This window comes from Sphingobacterium siyangense, assembly GCF_007830445.1.
GTDB lineage: Bacteria > Bacteroidota > Bacteroidia > Sphingobacteriales > Sphingobacteriaceae > Sphingobacterium > Sphingobacterium siyangense.
The window spans coordinates 144097-166281 of record NZ_VLKR01000008.1 but is presented as its reverse complement, the minus strand read 5'-3'; the positions used below and the strand labels follow the sequence as shown (position 1 = coordinate 166281).

General features: G+C 39.6%; 25 protein-coding genes and 1 other RNA gene. 16 read left to right on the top strand and 10 right to left on the bottom strand.

Going from position 1 to position 22185, the window contains the following annotated elements:
* Positions 1-12 precede the first annotated feature (12 nt).
* From IQ31_RS09580 to IQ31_RS09535, 10 genes are all read left to right on the top strand, one after another.
* Positions 13-1350 carry a cytochrome c oxidase subunit II gene (locus IQ31_RS09580; protein ID WP_075991042.1) on the top strand — a complete coding sequence of 446 codons (1338 nt, stop codon included), beginning with the start codon at positions 13-15 and terminating at the stop codon, positions 1348-1350.
* Between the two features lie 28 nt (positions 1351-1378).
* On the top strand, positions 1379-3250 hold the full coding sequence (locus IQ31_RS09575; RefSeq protein WP_172462307.1) for a cytochrome c oxidase subunit I: 1872 nt from the start codon (positions 1379-1381) through the stop codon (positions 3248-3250).
* Positions 3251-3327: 77 nt separating this feature from the next.
* Positions 3328-4371: a COX15/CtaA family protein gene (locus IQ31_RS09570; protein WP_070563550.1), complete on the top strand. Its 1044-nt coding sequence runs from the start codon at positions 3328-3330 to the stop codon at positions 4369-4371.
* A 73-nt stretch (positions 4372-4444) separates the two neighbouring features.
* Positions 4445-5350, top strand: a complete 906-nt coding sequence (cyoE, locus tag IQ31_RS09565; protein WP_070563553.1) for a heme o synthase — start codon at positions 4445-4447, stop codon at positions 5348-5350.
* Positions 5350-5931 (top strand): cytochrome c oxidase subunit 3, encoded by a 582-nt coding sequence (locus IQ31_RS09560; protein ID WP_075991043.1) that lies wholly within the window; start codon positions 5350-5352, stop codon positions 5929-5931. Before cyoE ends, IQ31_RS09560 begins: the two co-directional genes overlap by 1 nt.
* 9 nt (positions 5932-5940) lie before the next feature.
* Complete coding sequence (locus tag IQ31_RS09555; protein ID WP_046674128.1) at positions 5941-6675, top strand: cytochrome c oxidase subunit 3; 735 nt, start codon at positions 5941-5943, stop codon at positions 6673-6675.
* Positions 6676-6701: 26 nt separating this feature from the next.
* Positions 6702-7079, top strand: coding sequence for a cytochrome C oxidase subunit IV family protein (locus IQ31_RS09550; protein ID WP_088160234.1), 378 nt, complete (start codon positions 6702-6704; stop codon positions 7077-7079).
* Between the two features lie 9 nt (positions 7080-7088).
* Positions 7089-7817 carry an SCO family protein gene (locus tag IQ31_RS09545; protein ID WP_145327839.1) on the top strand — a complete coding sequence of 243 codons (729 nt, stop codon included), beginning with the start codon at positions 7089-7091 and terminating at the stop codon, positions 7815-7817.
* A 7-nt stretch (positions 7818-7824) separates the two neighbouring features.
* Entirely contained in the window at positions 7825-8370 is a 546-nt protein-coding gene (locus tag IQ31_RS09540) for a DUF420 domain-containing protein (RefSeq protein WP_145327838.1), read from the top strand.
* A 195-nt stretch (positions 8371-8565) separates the two neighbouring features.
* Positions 8566-9021 (top strand): ABC transporter ATPase, encoded by a 456-nt coding sequence (locus tag IQ31_RS09535; RefSeq protein ID WP_145327837.1) that lies wholly within the window; start codon positions 8566-8568, stop codon positions 9019-9021.
* A gap of 112 nt (positions 9022-9133) precedes the next feature.
* Here the strand turns inward: IQ31_RS09535 and mtgA are convergent, their stop codons facing one another.
* Positions 9134-9898, bottom strand: a complete 765-nt coding sequence (mtgA, locus tag IQ31_RS09530) for a monofunctional biosynthetic peptidoglycan transglycosylase (protein WP_070560704.1) — start codon at positions 9896-9898, stop codon at positions 9134-9136.
* A gap of 137 nt (positions 9899-10035) precedes the next feature.
* Between mtgA and mutS the strand changes: the two genes are divergently transcribed.
* Complete coding sequence (gene mutS / locus IQ31_RS09525; RefSeq protein ID WP_145327836.1) at positions 10036-12642, top strand: DNA mismatch repair protein MutS; 2607 nt, start codon at positions 10036-10038, stop codon at positions 12640-12642.
* 200 nt (positions 12643-12842) lie between these two features.
* On the opposite strand, the gene IQ31_RS09520 is transcribed toward mutS, so the two are convergent.
* A complete protein-coding gene (locus tag IQ31_RS09520; protein WP_145327835.1) occupies positions 12843-14000 on the bottom strand; it encodes a hypothetical protein in 1158 nt (385 codons plus the stop codon).
* A gap of 97 nt (positions 14001-14097) precedes the next feature.
* On the opposite strand from IQ31_RS09520, the gene IQ31_RS09515 reads away from it, so the two are divergent.
* A complete protein-coding gene (locus IQ31_RS09515) occupies positions 14098-14805 on the top strand; it encodes a tRNA1(Val) (adenine(37)-N6)-methyltransferase (protein ID WP_088160240.1) in 708 nt (235 codons plus the stop codon).
* Positions 14806-14808: 3 nt separating this feature from the next.
* Positions 14809-15303, top strand: coding sequence for a metallophosphoesterase family protein (locus IQ31_RS09510; RefSeq protein ID WP_088160241.1), 495 nt, complete (start codon positions 14809-14811; stop codon positions 15301-15303).
* A gap of 17 nt (positions 15304-15320) precedes the next feature.
* On the opposite strand, the gene IQ31_RS09505 is transcribed toward IQ31_RS09510, so the two are convergent.
* The 3 genes from IQ31_RS09505 to IQ31_RS09495 form a co-directional block, all read right to left on the bottom strand.
* Entirely contained in the window at positions 15321-15629 is a 309-nt protein-coding gene (locus IQ31_RS09505; RefSeq protein ID WP_088160242.1) for an AraC family ligand binding domain-containing protein, read from the bottom strand.
* 13 nt (positions 15630-15642) lie between these two features.
* Positions 15643-16017: a DUF488 domain-containing protein gene (locus IQ31_RS09500; RefSeq protein ID WP_088160243.1), complete on the bottom strand. Its 375-nt coding sequence runs from the start codon at positions 16015-16017 to the stop codon at positions 15643-15645.
* Positions 16018-16210: 193 nt separating this feature from the next.
* Positions 16211-16546, bottom strand: coding sequence for a MerR family transcriptional regulator (locus IQ31_RS09495; RefSeq protein ID WP_046674120.1), 336 nt, complete (start codon positions 16544-16546; stop codon positions 16211-16213).
* A gap of 188 nt (positions 16547-16734) precedes the next feature.
* Between IQ31_RS09495 and IQ31_RS09490 the strand changes: the two genes are divergently transcribed.
* A complete protein-coding gene (locus tag IQ31_RS09490) occupies positions 16735-17070 on the top strand; it encodes a hypothetical protein (protein ID WP_088160244.1) in 336 nt (111 codons plus the stop codon).
* A 166-nt stretch (positions 17071-17236) separates the two neighbouring features.
* Here the strand turns inward: IQ31_RS09490 and accD are convergent, their stop codons facing one another.
* From accD to dprA, 5 genes are all read right to left on the bottom strand, one after another.
* Positions 17237-18079 (bottom strand): acetyl-CoA carboxylase, carboxyltransferase subunit beta, encoded by an 843-nt coding sequence (accD, locus tag IQ31_RS09485; protein WP_088160245.1) that lies wholly within the window; start codon positions 18077-18079, stop codon positions 17237-17239.
* Between the two features lie 223 nt (positions 18080-18302).
* Positions 18303-18400, bottom strand: an RNA gene (gene ffs / locus IQ31_RS09480) — signal recognition particle sRNA small type.
* Positions 18401-18706: 306 nt separating this feature from the next.
* Entirely contained in the window at positions 18707-18934 is a 228-nt protein-coding gene (locus tag IQ31_RS09475) for a DUF6814 family protein (RefSeq protein ID WP_075991056.1), read from the bottom strand.
* Entirely contained in the window at positions 18927-20432 is a 1506-nt protein-coding gene (locus tag IQ31_RS09470) for an MFS transporter (protein ID WP_088163444.1), read from the bottom strand. Before IQ31_RS09470 ends, IQ31_RS09475 begins: the two co-directional genes overlap by 8 nt.
* An 87-nt stretch (positions 20433-20519) precedes the next feature.
* Entirely contained in the window at positions 20520-21638 is a 1119-nt protein-coding gene (dprA, locus tag IQ31_RS09465) for a DNA-processing protein DprA (protein WP_088160246.1), read from the bottom strand.
* Between the two features lie 87 nt (positions 21639-21725).
* On the opposite strand from dprA, the gene IQ31_RS27310 reads away from it, so the two are divergent.
* The gene (locus IQ31_RS27310; RefSeq protein ID WP_157698362.1) at positions 21726-21887 is read left to right on the top strand and encodes a hypothetical protein; all 162 of its coding nucleotides are present in this window, start codon (positions 21726-21728) and stop codon (positions 21885-21887) included.
* 13 nt (positions 21888-21900) lie between these two features.
* Complete coding sequence (locus IQ31_RS09460; protein WP_070560687.1) at positions 21901-22134, top strand: hypothetical protein; 234 nt, start codon at positions 21901-21903, stop codon at positions 22132-22134.
* Positions 22135-22185: the final 51 nt, after the last annotated feature.

Here is a 22185-nt window from a genome sequence, read left to right as displayed (position 1 = left end):
GTTATAAAAGAAATGAGCTTTAAATTAAATAATAGATTCAAATCCATCTCGGGTTTTGTGCTTGCACTAGGATTGCTTTTTGCGACTCCTATCCTAGCAAGTCAACAAGATACAGTAGCATCTGATTCTGCTAAAGCGGCGACTACAGCAGTGGCTGCCCCTGCAGCAACGGATTCGGTTGCAAAAGATACAACAGCGGCAGCAGGTACTGCTGCTGTTGCATCTGCTAGTTCTTCTACAGAAGCTAGTGCTGCTGCTCCTGCTGTTGAAGAAGTGAAGCAAATAGACCCTCAGGTTTATAAAAACTTCACATATTATGTCTTGTTATTCTTGGTTATATGTACAGTTGTTGCCGTTATCGGTAAAGTACTTTCGATCTATGAATTGACAAGAAAGATGAACGGTAAATACAATCCGTTTGCGAATAACACGTTTCAATCGGCATTGTTATTCATTTTCTTGGTTGTATTCCTTTACGGTGTATATTGGTCATATGTACACTGGGGAGCCGCTTATTGGAGATCTGCAGTAACTGAGCACGGTGAGCGTATTGATACAATGTTTATCATTACGACTGCAATTACAACATTTGTATTGGTTATCACACACATCTTGTTGATGACTTTTACATTTTTGTATCGCATGCGTGCAAAACGTCAGGCTTATTATTATCCTCATAACAATGCAATTGAGAAATTGTGGACAATTGTTCCCGCTGTTGTTTTGACAGTTTTGGTATTGTTCGGTTTCTTTACATGGAGATCAATCACAAATATTCCTGAGGATCTACAAAAGTCAGCATTACAAGTTGAGGTATTAGGCGAGCAATTCCAATGGAATGTCCGTTATGCTGGTTCAGATGGGATTATTGGTAAACGTAATTATAAAATGACGACACCAACCAACCCGTACGGTATTGACTTTAATGATAAAAATTCTTGGGATGATATTCAAGGATCTGAAATTTGGTTGCCTGTAAATAAACCAGTTCGTTTCCATATCGTTTCAAAAGATATTATTCACTCTTTCTATATTCCTGATTTCCGTGTTCAGATCAATGCGGTACCGGGAATGACCAATTACTTCCAGTTCACACCTACTGTTACAACAGAAGAGATGCGTGATCGTTTGGGTGATTATAACTATGACTTCGTGATGTTGTGTAACAAGATCTGTGGATCTGGTCACTACAACATGCAAAAGAAAGTGGTTGTCGTAACTGAAGAGAAATATAAAGAGTGGTTAGCTAAACAAAACAAATATTTTACTGAGGATTTGCAAAAAGAGTTCAGCGGTAAAACAGCTAACGTGAAAAAGGATAGCGTACAAGTTACAGCATCTTTGAACTAATTAAGAATTTTTGAATATAAAATCGAATATGTCAAGTACAGTAATATCGCATAGCGCTGAACATCACGATTCGCACGGCCATCATCACGAGGAGTCGTTCATCAGAAAGTATATCTTCTCGGGTGACCACAAGATGATTGCTAAGCAATTCTTGATCACTGGTATCATCATGGCAGTTTTTGCGATGCTTTTATCAGTATTATTCCGTATCCAATTAGCATGGCCGGATAAAGAGTTCCCTATATTAGAAGTATTCTTGGGTAAATGGGCTGAAGGCGGTCGTATAAAACCGGAGTTTTTCCTTTCCTTGGTAACCATTCACGGTACCGTTATGGTATTCTTCGTGTTAACGGCTGGTCTATCAGGTACTTTTAGTAACTTATTGATTCCATATCAAATCGGAGCACGCGATATGGCATCTCCTTTTATGAACATGTTATCTTACTGGTTGTTCTTTGTAGCATCAGTGATTATGGTTGCATCGTTCTTCGTAGAAAGTGGACCTGCTTCTGCTGGTTGGACAATCTATCCCCCACTATCGGCTGTTCCTACTGCAATCGCAGGATCTGCAACTGGTATGACTTTGTGGTTGGTGAGTATGGTTCTATTTGTAGCTTCACAGTTGATCGGTGGTATTAACTATGTAAGTACAATTTTGAACATGCGTACAAAAGGAATGGACTTATGGAAAATGCCTTTGACAATCTGGGCGTTCTTCTTAACTGCTATCGTGGGTATGTTGTCATTCCCAGTATTGGTTTCGGCGGTTGTTCTTCTGATTTTTGACCGTGCTGCTGGTACGTCATTCTATTTGTCGGATCTTGTTGTTCAAGGACAAATTTTACCGAACGAAGGTGGTTCACCAATTTTGTTCCAACACTTGTTCTGGTTCTTAGGTCACCCTGAGGTATATATCGTTGTTATGCCTGCTTTAGGTTTAACTTCTGAGGTTATTGCGACCAACTCACGTAAACCAATCTTTGGTTACCATGCAATGGTTTATTCATTGATCGGTATCACCGTATTATCGTTTATCGTATGGGGTCACCACATGTTTGTAACAGGTATGAACCCGTTCTTGGGTGGTGTATTTATGATTACAACATTGATTATCGCGGTTCCTTCTGCTGTAAAAGCGTTTAACTATCTTGCAACGTTGTGGAAAGGTAATATCCGTTTCACTCCAGCGATGATGTTTGCTATCGGTTTGGTATCGTTCTTTATCTCTGGTGGTTTGACAGGATTGTTCCTAGGTAATGCAGCGTTAGATATCAACTTACACGATACGTATTTTGTTGTTGCCCACTTCCACTTGGTAATGGGATCGGCGTCAATCTTCGGTATGCTTTGTGGTGTTTACCACTGGTATCCTAAGATGTTCGGTCGTATGATGAACACAAAATTGGGTTATTTACACTTCTGGTTGACTTTCATTGGTGCTTACATGGTATTCTTCCCAATGCACTTTATGGGTATCGATGGTGTGCCTCGCCGTTACTATGCATTTACAGAGTTTGCTTTCATGGCGAAATGGGTTTCTGTCAACAAATTGGTAACATGGGCTGCAATCATCGCTGCTTTAGGTCAGGTAGCTTTCTTGTGGAACTTCTTTACATCGATTTTCTTCGGTAAAAAAGCCCCACAAAACCCTTGGCAGTCAAACACATTGGAATGGACTACTCCAGTAGAGCATATCCATGGTAACTGGCCAGGAGAAATTCCAACTGTACACCGTTGGCCTTACGATTACAGTAAGCCAGGTCATGGTGAGGATTTTATTCCTCAAAGTGTTCCTTTCTCTGAAACAATGAGCTCTAATTTGCCTCATGATTTCGAAGGAGACGAGGAAGCTGAGCGTATCCAGGCAGAATGGAATGCTCAAAATGGTAGAAAAGACTAATAAAATCTTATAAAATAGAGTAGGAATTCCTACTCTATTTTATGGAAGTTTGTATTTTAAGAGGTAGGGGTAGTATTATGTTTCCAGCAGCTGAGAAGCGATTTATAAAGACCAATTTTATAACGATCATTGTGTTGTTTTTGGTCATTATTGCTGGAGGAGTTGTTCGGAGTACAGGGTCAGGAATGGGATGCCCAGATTGGCCAAGATGTTTTAACCGTATTATTCCTCCAACAGATATCTCCCAATTACCTCAAGGATATGAACAGCATTATATTGAAGGAAGAGCAAAGAAGAACGAACGTTTCGCGAAAATTGTAGAATTTTTCGGCGATAAGGAAATGGCTTACAAGCTCCGTACCGATAAGAGTATTTTGCAGCATGAAGAGTTTAATGTTGCGAAAACTTGGACGGAATATATCAATCGGTTGGTAGGCGTTGTTTCCGGATTCTGTTTGTTATTTACAGCTATTTATTCTTTCACCTATTTAAAATCAAAAAGCTCGATCGTTGTTTGGTCAGTGATTAATCTTTTTGTTGTCGTACTTCAGGCTTGGCTGGGATCGATCGTTGTATCGACAAATCTGATGCCCTGGATTATTACGGTACATATGCTCTTAGCCATTGTAATTGTTTGTATTAGTATTTATACATATTTCAAAGCAGTTACTTTGCGAAACAAGACCTTACTGGTCAATCGTTCTTTGGGTATATTAAAAGGGCTTGCTATTGCTTCAATTTTATTGATGCTAACACAGGTAATTGTCGGAACGGGAGTTCGAGAGGAGGTTGATTTATTAACCGGTTCAACGATAGCCCGGACTGATTTTATAACAACTATTGGCCAACAGTTTGAGTTACATCGCTGGTTGGCATATTGTTCTTTGATTTTAGTTATTGTATTATTCTTTTTGGTCCGCACGAGTTTTAATACGGGTTCTAAGCAATATAAATTTGCTTTAATCGCATTGATTCTAGTGGGTATCCAAATGCTATCAGGAATTATCTTAGCTCGATTTGCAATACCTGCATTTGCACAGACAACGCATTTGGTGGTAGCTACGCTCTTATTTGGGGCACAGTTCTACCTGTTGTTATTGTTAAACAAGCAAAGGCACTAATCTTGGAATTCGGGATGTTTATGTTTAAAAGTACGTGTTTAATTACACTGATAGTAGGAGGTCTCTTTTAGTTATGAAAGAATTTATTTCAGATTTCAAAAAGCTTGTTAAGTTGAGACTTACATTGACGGTCGTATTTTCCGCGTCAATTGCTTTTCTGATAGGATCAAAACAACAGGGTGATATATTCTGGTTCAATTGGTTATTGTTGACTATAGGTGGTTTTCTGGTGACAGGTTCTGCCAACGGTTTTAATGAGATCATTGAAAAGGATTTGGATAAACTGATGAAACGTACGGAGGACAGACCGTTGCCATCAGGCCGCATGACAACAGGACAGGCTTTGGTATTGAGTGTCTTTATGGGCATCTTAGGAACCTTGGTGCTTGTTCGTTTAAATTTTGTCGCTGGTCTGCTGTCGGTTTTCTGTATCCTTCTTTACGCCTTTATCTATACACCATTAAAAAGAAAATCACCAATAGCAGTGTTTGTCGGCGCGTTTCCGGGTGCATTTCCGCCATTAATTGGATATTATGCAGCCTTTTCGCAAGACGATTTAGCCTACTATAGTGGACATAACGAAGCGGCAATTATTATTATTCCCTTTGTGTTGTTTGCTATTCAGTTTTTATGGCAGTTTCCGCATTTCTGGGCAATTGCCTGGGTTGTGGATGATGACTATAAATTAGCGGGCTTTCGCTTATTGCCGACGACAAAACGTGATAAGATATCTGCGTTTATGGTATTCATTTCAGGTTTGTTTATGATACCTGCAGGTTTTATACCTTATCATTTTGGCTTTGGTGGAATTTGGTTTACGATTGTATCCGTGGTCGGTGGAATAATGTTTGGTTATTACGGTTATTTGCTGTTTAAGAATTGTGATATTCCTTCAGCGAAGAAAGTGATGTTTACCTCATTTATTTATTTACCTGTGACACAACTCGTATTATTGCTTAACTTTATTCCGTTGAAATAATGTTAGATATACAAGCACAAACTGACGAGAAGTTAGTACAGAGAAAAGCCCAAAAGTTCAACCTATGGTTGGGTATGTTGGGTATGTTCATGATGTTTGCGGCGTTATCCAGTGGTTTCATTGTATATACAGCGAGCGGCGTGGACAAAGGGATTAAGACCCTATTGCCAAATGCACTTTTATATAGTACCTTGGTGATTGTGGTTAGTAGTCTAACGATGTTTTTAGCACATAAAGCGGCTAAAAATGGCGAGTCTTCCAAACAGCGGTTGTTTTTGATAGCAACTTTTATTTTGGGAGTTGTATTTTTTGCCTTGCAAGTTCATGCTTGGAATGTATTGATCGATAGGGGTGTTTATTTTGTGAATAACAATGCATCGCAATCTTTTATTTACGTTTTTATCTGGATGCACTTGGCGCATATTATTGCGGGGTTGATCGTTTTGATTGGCGCGATTATAGGAATTAACAAACTTCCTAAAGACGGCAATCTTTTCCGCATGGATCTTGCCAGTATTTTTTGGCATTTTCTCGATCTTTTATGGATTTATATATATGTTTTCTTACTTTTGAATCAATAATAGTAAACAATGAGTACAACAGTATCGCAATTGGATAAGGTAAAAACTGGTCCATGGAATGGTGGGAAATCACCTTGGAACTTAGAGTATGGAAAAATCATGATGTGGTTTTTCTTGGTAGGGGATGCCTTCACATTTTCTGCATTTTTGGTTTATTACGGCGCACAACGCTTTTCTCATCCAACATGGCCTGATCCTGATAAGATCTTCCAATCTATCCCAGGAATTGCAGAACATGGTCAACCGTTGGTATTTGTCGGTTTAATGACCTTTATTTTGATTATGTCATCTGTAACTATGGTTTTGGCCGTGGAAGCTGGTCACCGTAACCAAAAGAATGAAGTTGTTAAATGGATGCTTTGGACTATTTTGGGAGGTATCTGTTTCGTAGGTTGTCAGGCTATCGAGTGGACTCACTTACACCACATGGGTTTCTGGTTTGGTAAAAATCCAGCAACAGGTTTGGAAGGTGATGCCATCAAAACAGCATTAATGCCATATTTCACACATGACATTTCTTACACTTCGGCCTTGCAATTTGCTAACTTGTTCTTTACAATTACTGGTTTTCACGGTTTCCACGTTACTGTGGGTATTATTTTGAATATCATCATTCTATGTATGACATTAAATAATACATTCGAAAACCGTGGTTCTTATCTTATGATCGAGAAAGTAGGTTTATATTGGCACTTTGTGGATTTAGTGTGGGTATTCGTATTTACGTTCTTCTACTTAATCTAATTCCGAAATAATAAATTTAGATAGCTATGTCACAATATCAAGATAATATCGCTCATGGCGAGCACGCTCACGAAGGTGGGATGGATAAGAAGGCCATCTGGAGAGTATTTGGTGTACTTTTAGCCCTTACTTGTCTAGAGTTTTTAATTGCATTGGGCTTCGTGCACCATTGGCAAATTTTAGCTAAAGGTGCGTTAGTAAATACTATTTATATCGTGCTTACTTTAGTTAAAGCTTATTATATCGTTGCATTCTTTATGCACTTGAAATTCGAGAAGTCGAGTTTCATTGTTACCGTTGCAATTGTGTTTATTTTTATTATTTATTTTATTGTTTTGATGCTTGTTGAAGGAGGGTATTTAGCATCTGCTTTTCAAGAACATCAATTGTTTCCAAATAAATAGATAAAGTGAATGGATAATAATACTGGACAAAAGAAAGGTATTAAAACTATATTGATCCTGGCAGTAATTCTTTTATTGCCAGGATTTTTATATTTTGTACTAAATAAAAGCGGTTCTAATAGCTACGCCTCTTTGCCAATTTTTGGAAAGAAAGTGGTTCCGGGAACTACCCATCGTAAATGGGGACGTGATATTCCCGATACTATCTATCATACTGTACCCCCGGTTGATTTTGTGAATTTCGATGGCAAGAAAGTGCATCTATTGGATAATGATACAACACTTTCTGTCGTCCATCTGATGTACTCTAGAGATGCTTCATTATCGCGGACGATGATTAAGCGTTTGGATCAAATCGCTAATCGATTTATTCAGAATAAGAAGGTCCGCTTGTATTCAATTACGGTTGATACGGCATACGATACACCAGAAGTGTTAGCCAAATACGCAAAAGTTTACAAACCTTGGACCAAATCTTGGTTTTTTGTGACAGATCCTTCTGTTGATATCTTTAAATTTGCCCAGGAAAGTTTATTGCAGGATGCACTTGTCAATAAGGAGGGCAGCAAACCATTTATTATTGGGTCTAATTATCTTTTACTTGATACAAAAGGACGGATAAGAGGTATTTATGACATTAATGTCAAAACGGATGTTGACCGCCTTGAGGATGAAATCAAATTATTATTGGTCGAGGAAGTCCGAAACCATCCAGCTACAATAGAACAAAAGAGGTAATTATATCATGGAAGAGAGTCTTAACAAGGAAAAAAAGTATAGTAAATGGATTTGGTTGCTATCGATTGTGATACCGATAGTGGTTGCTATCCTTTTTACGGTGAATTTACAAAAGCTGGGTTATGATGTAAAACCGCTAACATTTTTGCCTCCTATCTACGCGGCTATCAATGGGATTACGGCTGTATTACTATTTTGGGCTGTGGCTGCGATAAAAAAGGGTAATAAGGCTTTACACGAGCGTTTGATCAAATGGTGTATTGCTTGTTCCTTAGCTTTTCTAGCGATGTATGTCGCTTATCACATGACTTCAATCGAAACAAAATATGGTGGCGAGGGAATTTTGAGACCGATCTATTTCTTTATCCTGATCACGCATATCTTGCTTTCCATTATCATCATCCCTTTTGTACTCTTTACATTTGTTAGAGGCATATCGGGTTCTTATGAGCGTCATAAAAAGCTTGCCCGTATTACTTATCCCATGTGGCTTTATGTAGCTGTTACCGGCGTGATCGTTTACTTAATGATCTCTCCGTATTATATTGGTTAGTGGTAAGAGTTGAGGGTCAAGGTATTGTGATGAAATACAATGGCACGCCGGATTCGAGTTGTTTAATCTGGTTTAAAATTGAAATAGAAACGGATATAATGGAACAGTTATTTCATGTGTCCGGGAGTGTAAACAGTATAGGATTAATCAGCCAATTCATATCGGCTAAATGGATCTGTAAAAAAATCATTGCATATGAAGCGTATCTGGATTTATCAGGCCGATCGCCTGTTAACGGCGACAGAGGGACAGGAGATTGTTACTGACCTGGAAGCTTTTGCTGAACAATGGAAAGTGCATGGGAAACCACTTTCTGCTTCCGCAGAATTGCGGGATAATCTTTTTATCATCCTTAAGGTGGACGAGGAAGTAGCGGCTGCATCAGGTTGTTCTATTGATAGTTCGGTTCGGTTTTTAAAAGGAGTTGAATCGAAGTATGGTATTCAACTATTTGATCGCATGCAATTTGCATATAAAGGGGATCAGGGAATAGGCGTGGTTAACCGTGACGGATTTGAGAAGTTACTGGCAGAAGGTACCATCAACGATAATACCTTAGTATTTGATAATACCATTACCCATGAGCACCAAATGGAAGACGCTTGGGTAATACCCTTCCATCAGAGCTGGCATAAACGACTTTTTAGATAGGTTGTAAAACGAGTTATATAAGAAAGGCCATAATTACATATGGCCTTTTTTTTGATCTATAGATCTGTATTGCTTTTCTTCTGGTCGATCCGCCGAATAGCGATGGTTTCGCTTATTCAGGAATAGTATAATGATGCATATATTTTGCTATCGCATTTGCACGTCTATTGACATAAGCAGAAGGGTTACGCGCATCCCATTCTCTTGGGTTTGGCAATATGGCTATAATCAATGCGGCTTGTTTTTTGGAAAGATTGCTGCCTGTTTTGCTAAAGTAATACGAAGCTGCCGCATCCGCACCATAAACTCCCTGTCCCATTTCAATCACATTAAGATAAACTTCGAGGATGCGTTTCTTGCTCCAGAATGTTTCGATAAGAATGGTAAAGTAGGTCTCGAAGCCTTTTCTTAACCAGGAGCGCCCTGGCCATAAAAAGACATTTTTGGCTACCTGCTGACTGATTGTACTTCCGCCGCGTAATTTCTTTCCCTGTGCATTTTTTTTAATGGCATTCTGAATTCCTTGCATGTCGAATCCCCAGTGTGTCATAAAGTGAGCGTCTTCTCCGGCAATGGCCGCTAACTTTAGGTTGTCCGAAAGTTCATCGTAATCCAGCCAGTTTTTTTCCAGTTTAAATCCCTTGCCCTGTTCTTTTAGCTCAAACCCACGTTGAATCATCAACCAAGTGATGGGAGGATTAATAAACCGCAGGCTAATGACCCAAAAGAGTGAAATGCCAATAAAATAGAGTACTACCCGTGTCACAATGCGCAGGATAGGAGATTTTATGGACTTCAATGGGTTGAAGGATTTTTTTTTGAAGGTATTTTGTTGTTTGCTGGACGTATTTTGTTTACCAGATCTTTTGATGGCCATGACTAATTTTTTTCGGATACAAACTTAGCTTATATTCTTGTTTAATGGAAATGATTTTGTCGAGAAGTTGAGTGTATCGTTTGCCAAAGCGACGATATTATCCTATTTTTACGCTTCATAAAAATTGATTTTAAAAGTTGGCAAAAGAAAAGAAAGTGACCCCATTGATGCAACAGTACAATGCGATCAAGATTAAGTATCCTGGAGCGTTGTTGTTGTTCCGTGTTGGCGATTTTTACGAGACATTTGGTGAGGATGCGATCAAAGCTGCCCAGATTTTGGGCATCGTTTTGACAAAGCGTGGCAATGGCTCGGAATCGGAAACTGCATTGGCTGGTTTTCCCCATCATTCATTGGAAACCTATCTTCCGAAACTGGTGCGTGCTGGCCAACGGGTGGCGATCTGTGATCAGCTGGAGGATCCGAAGACGACAAAAACAATTGTTAAGCGCGGTGTGACCGAGCTAGTGACACCTGGAGTCTCCTACAGTGACAATATTGTTCAACAGAAATCGAATAATTATTTAGCATCAATTTTTATCGAAAAGGAGCGGATCGGTATTTCTTTCTTAGATATTTCAACAGGTGAATTTCTGGTTGCTCAAGGTAGTGTGGCCTATATAGATAAATTGCTTCAAGGTTTTAAACCGAGAGAAATTATTCTTTCAAAAAAACAGAGCAAGGAGTTTACAGAGCAGTTTGGATCACAATATTACACCTATTTTCTTGACGAGTGGCCTTATACGGGTGATTATGCCACTGAAACGCTATTGAAGCATTTTGAAGTCTCCTCGATGAAAGGATTTGGTGTGGACCGCATGACTGCAGGAGTTGTTGCTGCTGGTGTAGCATTGCATTACCTCAATGAAACCGAGCATCGTAATCTGCAACACATTTCTATGCTTTCCCGTATTGAAGAGGACCGTTTTATGTGGCTGGATCGTTTTACGATTCGCAATTTGGAATTAATCGGATCGTTGAATGAAAATGCGGTAACGCTATCCGATGTATTGGATCATACATCCAGTCCAATGGGAGCGCGTCTGCTCAAGCGCTGGATCGTGATGCCGCTCAAAGACAAAAAGAGTATTCAGGAGCGATTGAATGTGGTCGATTTCTTTTTCACTAACCGTGATTTGCGGGATGAGCTGATTGGTCAGATCAAGCAGGTGGGAGATCTGGAACGTTTAATTTCCAAGATCGGACTGCAAAAAGCGAATCCGCGGGAAATTGTGCAATTGAAGCGCGCATTATATGCTATTGAGAAATTGAAGGAACTTACGGATCGTAAAGATGCTGATGCTCTTTGGACAATCTCAGATCAGTTAGATGCTTGTGCTGTTATACGTGAAAAAATCGAGCAACAGGTTCAGGCGGAGCCTCCTGCCGCAATCAATAAGGGGAGTGTAATCGCGGAAGGGGTGGACCCTGAATTGGATCGATTGCGCAAGATCGCTTTTGGTGGCAAGGATTATCTGCTTGAGATCCAAAAAAGGGAAGCGGAACTCACAGGGATTCCTTCTTTAAAAATAGCGTTCAATAATGTTTTCGGTTATTATCTGGAGGTCACAAATACGCACAAAGATAAGGTTCCGACGACGTGGATCCGTAAACAGACACTGGTGAATGCTGAACGTTACATTACGGAGGAACTTAAAGAATATGAAGAACAGATTCTCGGTGCTGAGGAGAAGATACAAGCGCTTGAGAATAGATTATATGCTGAGCTATTGGTTGCCATTGCTGAATACATCAAACCTATTCAACTCAACGCCCAGCTCATAGCCAAGTTGGATGTACTGCTTAACTTTGCTGTTGTAGCGGAGAAAAACTATTATGTAAAACCCGAAGTCAGCGAGAGCAAGATTTTGGATATTAAAGGTGGAAGACACCCTGTCATTGAAAGAAACCTGCCGATAGGTGAGGATTATATTACCAATGATACTTTTTTAGATCCAAAAACACAGCAGATTATTATTATTACGGGCCCTAACATGGCGGGTAAATCTGCATTGCTCCGTCAGACTGGATTGATCGTGTTAATGGCGCAAATTGGTTGTTTTGTGCCAGCAAAAGAGGCTAAGATTGGCCTGGTTGACAAAATTTTCACCCGTGTAGGTGCTTCGGACAATCTTTCTTCGGGTGAATCTACGTTTATGGTGGAGATGAATGAAACCGCGAGCATCATGAATAATCTATCGGACCGCAGTCTTATTCTTTTGGATGAAATCGGTCGTGGTACAAGTACTTATGACGGTATTTCTATTGCCTGGGCTATTGCCGAGTTTTTACATAATCATCCTGCTGCTAAGGCCAAAACCTTGTTTGCCACGCATTACCATGAATTAAACGAGCTGACTACTTCGCTGGATCGTATAAAAAACTATAATGTAACGGTGAAGGAGGTTAATAACAAAGTTATTTTCTTGCGTAAACTTGTTCCAGGAGGCTCAGAGCATAGTTTCGGAATCCATGTGGCAAAGCTCGCTGGAATGCCGCAAAAGTTGCTTAGTCGGGCCAATCAAATTTTGAAAAGGCTGGAGCAGGAGCGCACAGGTGGTGAGCAGATTAAAGATAGCATGCGCAAAATCCAGAAACAGGCCTACCAATTGCAGATGTTTTCTATTGATGATCCTGTCTTGAATAAGATCAGGGATATGCTGAATAATCTGGATGTTAATTCGCTTACTCCGGTTGAAGCATTAATGAAATTGGATGAGATACAACGCCTTTTAAAGAATTAAATCTTCCTTTTGGCTTGGGAAATTGATCTCAAGCGGAATTTTTTTCGATTTATATACGCCAGATGATGTTTTTTAAGATAGACATCATCTGGCGTATTTTTTTCTGAAAGTGTCTGGTCTTATTGGCCAGAAAGAACCTTCAGCTCGCTTTCATTGCTGTTGGTGTCTGCGAAGTCATCAGGTTTTTGAGGGCTATTTGCCTAAAACCTGAAGAATAGCTCCAAGCTTCCATAATTTGCCTGTATCGGGATCAATACCTTGCTGCTTGCATCATAAGGCGTGTAATGATAGCCGAGTTCGAAACCAATGTACTTTTGGTTTTTCATGCGAAATAGGGATGCGAGACCAAGTCCTAAGTGCACATTATTGATGGTTACCATACGATCGGTGTATCCGCCATCATAATAATAACCATCCGGATCATAATAACCGGAGGAATAAGCACTTTCTGTGATGCCGGTATCTGTAATATCTATGCCAAGGATACCTTTTGGAATCAGTATAAATTTGTCGTTGTCAAAAACTTTGTAACCTACAGCACCGCCCATAAATGCGGTCGCTGAAGAATTGACCGAAACATTGGAGCCCTCGTAATTGTAATCAATATTGCGGTCGTTTGAGTTGATGCGCACCTTGAAGCCACCTTCGAAAATAAATTTTCTTTCCAGCGAGCTCATCAGCATAAATCCAAAGTTTATGTTGGTTCCGAAAATTTTGTTGGCTCCGCCAAGTGGGGTGACTACGCCGATTGAAGGAACATAGCCCAGTTTGGCTTTCTGTCTATCTCTGTACACTTTGGGGACTGGAAACCGCTGTTGATTATCTTGTTCGTTAGCTTGTTGGTCTTGTACGGCATTGGCAACTTCAGTATCTGAAAAAAGCTCTAAAATAGTTTTTTCCTGATCGGTTAACGTATAACTATCGGAAGCAAGCAGGGCTTTGGCTCTTACTTTTATCATGCCCTCCAGGGGATGTCTTAATGGCACGAAATTGTATTTTTCCTTATGCTGTTCGTATTGTGTTGTAAAATCGTCCTGGTCTGCCGCATCCAGTCTTTGTAGAAAATTTTTATCGAATTGATTGTCTATATAATTTTTGATCTCTGTTGTGGTATTCTTTTTTTCAATGATGTATATAAGAATACGTAAACGCTGTACAAACTCGTTGGTACCACAGCTAGCTTGTATACTATTGAGTAAAGGATCAATTTTGTCAAAGTCATTGTTGTTCAATGTTTTTGTCAATAAGGGAAGTATTTCAGTTGTATGCCGGTCACAATTCTCTTGTGCATGCAATAGTTTTGTAGGAAGCACACCGATGATGATCAATATCATAAAAGCAAGCTGACGGATATTCATGGCTTATATAGATTTGTTGCTGACTAAATTAGCAAATAAATTGCAGGATACACTGGTTTGTTTGTACCAAAGGTTCTAAAAGTTTTATCTTTGATGTATGGCGTCGATATTTCGGTTTAAACAGTTTGAGGTTGATCAGTCTGACTGTGCAATGAAAATTAACACAGATGGTGTACTGCTGGCTTCCTTGCTGGAAGTAGAACCTGTGGACCGGATACTGGACGTAGGTACAGGTACGGGAGTCATTGCATTGATGTTGGCTCAACGGCTCGTAGACAGTAGGGTAGAGGCTGTCGAAATTGACCCTTTGGCTGCTGCGATGGCTGACAGAAACTTCCGTAATTCCATTTTCCAGGAACGTTTAGTGCTGCATGCTTCCTCCTTTCAACAAATGGATGTACAAGGGCATTACGATCTGATCGTATCAAATCCACCCTTTTATACAGATTCCTTACATAACCCGGATGAACGCAAGAAGCTGGCGCGACATACCGATCTGGATTTTTTTGCTGAACTGCTGGATTTCGCCGCTTTACGTTTATCGGATCGGGGAAAATTAGTGTTGATCGTTCCAACGGCATTAGCGGAAACGTTGACTAAAATTTCGGCGGAAAGGGGATTATACTGTTCCAGTGAAGTACAAATAAGCTCCTTTGAAGGGGAGTCGGCCATTCGGAAAATCGTTACATTTGAACGCTTACGCGTCGAACTGCTCGCTCAACGTACGTTTGTTATTTATGCCGCCAAGGGTATTTATTCAGAAGCTTATCGAAATGCCTTGGCACCTTATTTTTTAGCTTTTTAAGTGATGACAAAGATCGGATTACTCTCGGATACACATTCTTTTTTAGATGAAGCTGTATTTACTCATTTTGCAGCCTGCGACGAGATATGGCATGTGGGCGATTTTGGTGATCCTGATGTTGCGGATCGGTTAGCCGCTTTTAAGCCACTGCGCGGAGTATACGGAAACATTGATGGTCAGGAAATTCGTTTACAATTTCCAGAAGATTTGAGGTTTAGGTGTGAGGAAGTGGACGTATTTATGACACATATTGGTGGTTATCCGGGGAAATATGCTGCACGCATAAAAGGGGAATTGATGAAAAATCCACCTAAATTATTTATTACTGGACATTCACATATCTTAAAGGTTATCTTCGACCCCAAGATCCATTGTCTCCATCTTAACCCTGGGGCGGCAGGTAAGCAGGGCTGGCACAAAGTAAGGACATTAATGCGGTTTGAGATCAATAAAGATAAAATTGAGAACCTGGAGGTTATTGAACTCAAAGACCGTTAAGTCACCTAGATTCTTCTTTAGTCTTTTTTATGAATAGACAGCCGGACGATACTTTGGGTAATGGCAAAGAGATCGTGCGGTACATTCGGCTCTAATGTCACTAACATGCCTTTCGTTAGACTGATTTTGCTTCCGTTAACGCCAAAATCAATATTGCCTTCGACAATTTCCACAATAATTGATGCAGCTGTTGTATGCTCCTTTAGATATTGCCCTTCTGCAAAAGCCAAGCGATATTCTTTGCTGCCATTTGTTTCTAGCAGGAGGTCCATTTTGGGTTTTTTGTCCTGAAATGTGACGTTTTGAAAAATAGATGCTGTCTGCATGGTCGTTGTACTATTATCTGTTGTTGCTGATATATTGTTGATAAAGGTCCTGTAAATAGGTCTGTAAGATCAGGGCGTGGGTATGCAAGGTGTCATGGGCGGCATATAATAACGTAATGATTTCTTGTTGCTTGTTGTGGTCAAGAAATTCCTTGCAATAGTTGTTATGCTTTAGTTCTGTTCGATATTTTTCCGAGAAGTCATCCCACAAAGCTGGATTGTGGTGATACCAGATCCGAAGTTCTTTTGAAGGGGCAAGATTCTTATTCCATTCAGACAAATGAGCCTTTTCCTTTGTTATTCCGCGAGGCCAAAGTCTATCGATGAGTACACGATACCCATCACTAGGGGAAGCTGCATCATATATTCTTTTTAGCACAATTTTCATGGCTATATATTATAAAATAACACTATTACTGATGTAAAATAAATATATGATTTTCAGCTGTAAAATGTGTCAGCTCGTTATCTTATTTCTTCTATAAATCGAAAGAATTTCCCTCTCGGATAGACGGGAAGAAGTTGGTGAAAACGATGGAAAGTTTCCTATTGCGGGAGTTTTAAAAGACGTTTCTCAGGTACTATAGTGAATCACGAACTTCAAGAAGAAAGTTCTTCAAGCGCTCCAATGAATCTACAACACGTTGATTTTCTTTTGCCTCAGATTTGTTGTCACGCAGGTAATCACGTGCACCCTGTAGGGTATAACCTTTATCTTTAACCAAATTGAAGATGATCTTTAAATTGGCAATATCTTCTTGCGTAAATAAGCGATTGCCTTTTTTATTTTTCTTAGGTTGTAGAATGTCAAATTCACGCTCATAAAAACGTATTTGGGACGCATTTACATCAAACATTTCTGTAACTTCTCCCATTGTATAATACAATTTATTTATTTCACGCTCTTTGTACGGCATATCTTCACGATTAATCTATAGCAAACTTAATAAAAATTCCAATTCAAAAAGAAATTTTTGCGATCTCTTATCTGATTAGGGACTGACCGAGAGGGATATCGTACAATTCATGAGAAGCCAATAATAATTGTGTATAAAGGGAAATTTTTCTAAGTTTGACTAGTTTGAAAACGGTCTAAACATCATATATGATTATAGTTAGCAAATTTTGGACGAATTTCTTCTCTTTTGGAAAAGCCAATGCAATTACTATTTATCCTTTTATCTTTCTGAAAAATACCTTTTTTAAACAGCAGGACGACTTGATTCGTCATGAGCGTATACATTTGCGACAGGCGCTTGAATTAGGTATTCTCTTTTTCTATGTATGGTATCTCATAGAATTTGTCGTTCATTTTATTCAATTTAGAGATTTTGATAAAGCCTACCGGCGTATTTCTTTTGAGCGGGAAGCGTATGACAGGGAGGGCGAAACAGATTATTTGTCCAAAAGAAAAATATGGGCTTTTTGGCGATATCTTTAAAAAGATGGCCTATTCAACCCTGCCATAAAAGCCTCATAAGGTCATAGGCACAACAATTATGAGCTGAATTGAAGATGCTTTCTAGCCGATAAAATAGACACTTTCAAAAAAGAAAGCGGTGCCAAGAATATTCTTGGCACCGCTTTCTTTTTTATTTTGAGGATGATTATCCCACTAATTTAAGATAAGTAGCTACTTTGTTTTTTAACTGTCTACGGTCGACAATGAAATCCAAAAATCCATGCTCAAGAACAAATTCTGAAGTCTGGAATCCTTTTGGAAGATCCTTTTTGATTGTTTCTTTAATGACACGTGGTCCTGCAAATCCGATTAATGCTCCCGGTTCTGCGATATTTACATCACCTAACATCGCGTAAGATGCTGTAACTCCTCCTGTCGTAGGGTCAGTCAATAAACAAACGTAAGGAAGTCCTGCCTTTGCCAATAACGCTAATTTAGCCGAAGTTTTAGCCATTTGCATCAATGAAAATGCGGCTTCCATCATACGTGCACCTCCTGATTTGGAGATTAGCATAAATGGAATTTTATGCTCAATACAGTAATCTATCGAACGCGCGATTTTTTCACCAACGACAGATCCCATTGATCCGCCGATGAAACTAAAGTCCATACAAGCAATAACGATGTCTTGACCATTCATTTTTCCATGGCCAGAACGTAAAGCATCTTTCAGGCCTGTTTTGGCTTGACTTTCCTTTAAACGTTCAGGGTATGGCTTTGAATCGAAAAATTCTAATGGATCACCAGAATTTAGATTAGGAAATAGTTCTGTAAATTCGTTATTGTCAAATAAAATTGAAAAATATTCTTTGGAGCCAATTCTTAAGTGGTGCCCACAATATTGACAAACATAGTCGTTTTCTACTTGTTCAAGATGCAACAATGGTTTTTTACATGTGGGACATTTGTTCCACATACCATCAGGTGCTTCTTTTTTATTAGCGGTAGCTGTGCTAATACCAGCTTTTTCTCTTTTAAACCAACTCATACGATAGTTCTTATTCGATTACAAACTTATATAAATTTGCTTTTATATACAATTATAATTGTGTTGAATGTACATGCCAAGCGATTAAAACTCCTTGTGTAACAGGGCTTCTATAAATAGGGGAAATGCGGGTAACAATTGGGATATATAAGGTATTTAGCTGATTATTAGGTTAGAATTGAATTTTGGACCGGAGGATTAGTCAAAAAAAATGGGCATAAAAAAAGGGTAAGCTACTCCTATCGCACCGCTCAACCAAATACCCTTGCTTTGTTCCCAACCTGGGGGAGTCAATGGGAGCTGGTCGTAGAAGACTTACCCGCCACAAAAGTAGAAAAAAAAACAGTTTTAGGAAAGAAAAAATGCTATTTTATCTTATGCTGCTGATTATCATTGCAATAAATTGTATTTAGTAGCTGCTCTTAGCTTTATTTTATGGTGGAAAATAGCTGGTATCTGTGTAAATCCGCTAACAATGGCGTAAAATAAGTGCTTGGCGAAGTCCACTGGCTGTAATTGTTCTTTTGGAAACGTCGGAAGTAGTATAATCTGGCGTATATGAGATCGACTTTGAATAGGCTTATATAGTCTAATTTCCCTTATTCAAAGTCGATCTCATTTTTTGGACTACATTTTTTCTTGATTGTATTCGCCCAATAGGGAATAATAGCCAAATAAGCCGAGTCCAATGGAGATTATGGGAGTTAAGATGCACAGGATAATGATTCCGAAAACGAGATCTTCCTGATGTCCCGTTGAAATCTTTGGCAGGGCCAGTTCAAAAATGGAGAAATAAGCGGTAAACAATGCTAAAACGATCCAAAGTATGCCGAGGAATTTTTTGAGATTATTCATGTGTTGCGGGAGTTGATTTGTTGTTGATATAAATACTACCAATGATAAAACATACAATGGCAATGATAATAGGGTACCACAAACCTGCAAGATAGAATTGCGGGGTATTGGATGCTTCAGCATTTGTTGTTAAGTATGTCGATACCGCAGGAAGGAGGCCGCCGAATATTCCATTTCCAACATGATAGGGTAAGGACATGGATGTGTACCGGATCTTTACAGGGAATAGTTCAACAAGAAATGCCGCGATGGGCCCGTACACCATTGTAATATAAATCACTTGTATAAAGATCAGCAGGACGAGCAGCATATAGTTCTTGCCTGCAAGATGGACTGTGGTTTTGGTCATTGGCTGTCCTTTGAGTTTTCCTGACTGATGTATCATGCTGGCTCTAGTAACTTCGGTCTGGTCCTCATATTGAGTCTTGATGATCGAAATGACTTCTGTTGATTGCGGTCCAAGGGGGACCTCCGTTGTTTCGTTCACCTTGACTTTCTGTTCTGCATTAGAAAGTTGGTACATGGATTCGTAAATCGGGCGGTAAGTCAATACGGCAAGTAACATCCCACCGAGCATGATCCATTTTCGTCCAATTTTGTCACTAAGCCACCCAAATACGACAAAAAATGGAGTTCCCAACAGTAGTGCGATGCCGAGGATTGTATCGGCCTGGTCAGATTGAAGGTGCATGACCGTTTTCATGAAACTCATCGAGTAAAACTGTCCCGTGTACCAAACAACGCCCTGTCCCATGGCTGCACCAAAAAGTGCGAGCAGTACAAATTTGAGGTTGTATCGGTTGCCAAAGCTTTCTTTTAGCGGATTTGTACTTGTTTTTCCTTCCGCTTTGGCCTTGCTAAATTCGGGTGATTCCTTCATCTTCTTACGAATAAGATAGGAAACATATACCATGACTAAAGATAGGAGGAAAGGAACCCGCCATCCCCAAGAATCAAATTGTGATTCGCTGAGAAAGCCTTTGGTCAGGAGGATGACAACGAGTGATATGAAAAGGCCAAAGGTAGCTGTTGTTTGTATCCATGATGTCCAATAACCCCGCTGGCCCAATGGGGCATGTTCGGCGACGTAAGTTGCTGCACCTCCATATTCTCCTCCTAGAGCAAGACCTTGCAAGAGACGAAGGATCAACACCAGCAGCGGTGCCCAAAACCCAATACTCTCATAGCTGGGGATACAACCTATGAGAAATGTTGCTCCACCCATGAGCATTAAAGTAACCATAAACGTATATTTTCGACCGATAATATCGCCTAGTCGGCCAAAAAATAGGGCGCCAAATGGTCGGACAACAAAACCTGCGGCAAATGTGGCTAGGGTTGAAAGAAAAGCCGCTGTTGGATTTTCTGCCGGAAAGAATTTGGTGGAAATTACAATGGATAGGCTGCCAAAAATGAAAAAGTCATACCATTCGATAAGTGTTCCCATGGAGGAAGCTCCGATGACTTTCCAAATACTTTTTGTATTGTTTTCGTTCATTAATTCTTGATTTTTTGTTGAGTATGATTCTGAATTTTTATTGCGATCCAAGCGGCATTTTAGTACTGCTGCATGATAGGAAATGAGCTAATTTTTTTGAATTTCCGTGTGTCCGGCAGTTTTATACCGTTTTCCGGGTAAGGCGTGAATGAGTGACTGCATTTCAAGTTCCAATAGGATTAAGGCCAATTTACTTTGTGGCCATTTTGTGAGGTCAATCATCTGGTCTATCTCTAATTGTCCTTTTTGCTGAATGAGTGTAAAAAGGAGTTGTTGGTCTTTTGTCAGTGTCAAAGGAAGGCTAAGCTGCTGGTCAACAGCTTTTATGCTGACTTCCCAATTCATGAGATATTCGAGATCCTGAAGTCCTCTAATCATATGAGCACGGTTGGTTTTGATGAGGTAGTTGGTGCCTTCAGAGCTTTTTTCATAAACGGCTCCTGGAAAGGCGCATACATCGCGGTTGTAGCTGTTGGCAATTTCGGCAGTAATCAATGCGCCTCCTTTAATTGCAGCTTCTACGACAATGGTGACATCTGCCATACCGGCTATGATGCGATTGCGCATAGGAAAATTACTGCGCTCAGGTAATGTGTTGGATGTAAATTCTGTCAATAAACCGCCTTGGTCTAGCATTTTTGTGGCAAGTTCGCGATGGGATGCGGGGTAAATTCGATCGAGACCATGCCCTAATACAGCAACGGTTGGAATATTATTTTTTAGTGCGTTGCGATGTGCTAATGCGTCAATACCATAAGCAAGACCACTAACGATTAAGGTGTCTTTGGTACAATTCATGGCTTCTAGCAAATCTTCGCATATTTTCTGGCCATAATAGGTCGCATGTCTAGTGCCGACGATACTAATAACTTTTGCACTGTTGAGTGGTTGGTTCCCTTTATAATAGACAACAAGCGGAGCGTCTTCACATTGTCGTAGCCTATCGGGGTAATTTTGGTCTTCCAGCCATAACGCTTGTATCTGATGTTTTTCGATAAAAGCGAGTTCTTTTTCACAGGCGGGCATATAGCTTTTATTGTATATTGCTTCGGCGATTGACTCACGTATCCCAAGAATTTGCATCAAATCTTTTTTTGAGTATGCAAATATGTCCGCTAAATCGTGACCTTGGTCAATGATGTGACGCGCTGTTCTAGGGCCAATCCCCTTGATTTTCGTCAAAGCTATGGGATAAATTAATTTCATAATTGGGTTTATCTAAATATATGAAAAATATAACGAGCTGTTGTACTTTTTGTTAGAATTGCTCAGGCTTGTTGTATTTTTAGTAGAATGACGAAGTTCTTAATCGGAGGAGATCATGTGCCTGCTGGAAAATTTGCGGATTGCTCTAGAATGAATGCAATTTTCCTGAGCTTATTTGAGATCGAGTGGGATGAAATATTGGTCAATTTTGGAAAGAAAGAAGAGGAATTGGTAACTTTGAGCGATTAATGATATTTTAACTATGGAAATGAAAGAACCTTTTGATATCGAATTGGGGGATATAGTTTATTCTGTTTTCCCTGAGGAAGAAGATACGTATGTTATTTTTAAGGATGGTGTGGAATACGTAAAGATTATTAAAGACAATGATACAAACTGGTTGAAACTTAATCCAGAAACGGAGCTTCCTATGTTCGGTATGGATGAAGAAATCAATCTAATTGGCTTAGAAATTAAAAAAGAATTGGGTCTTTAGTCTCTTAAGTTAAAGATAGTTAAATACTTTTTAATTTTATTTATAGTTGGT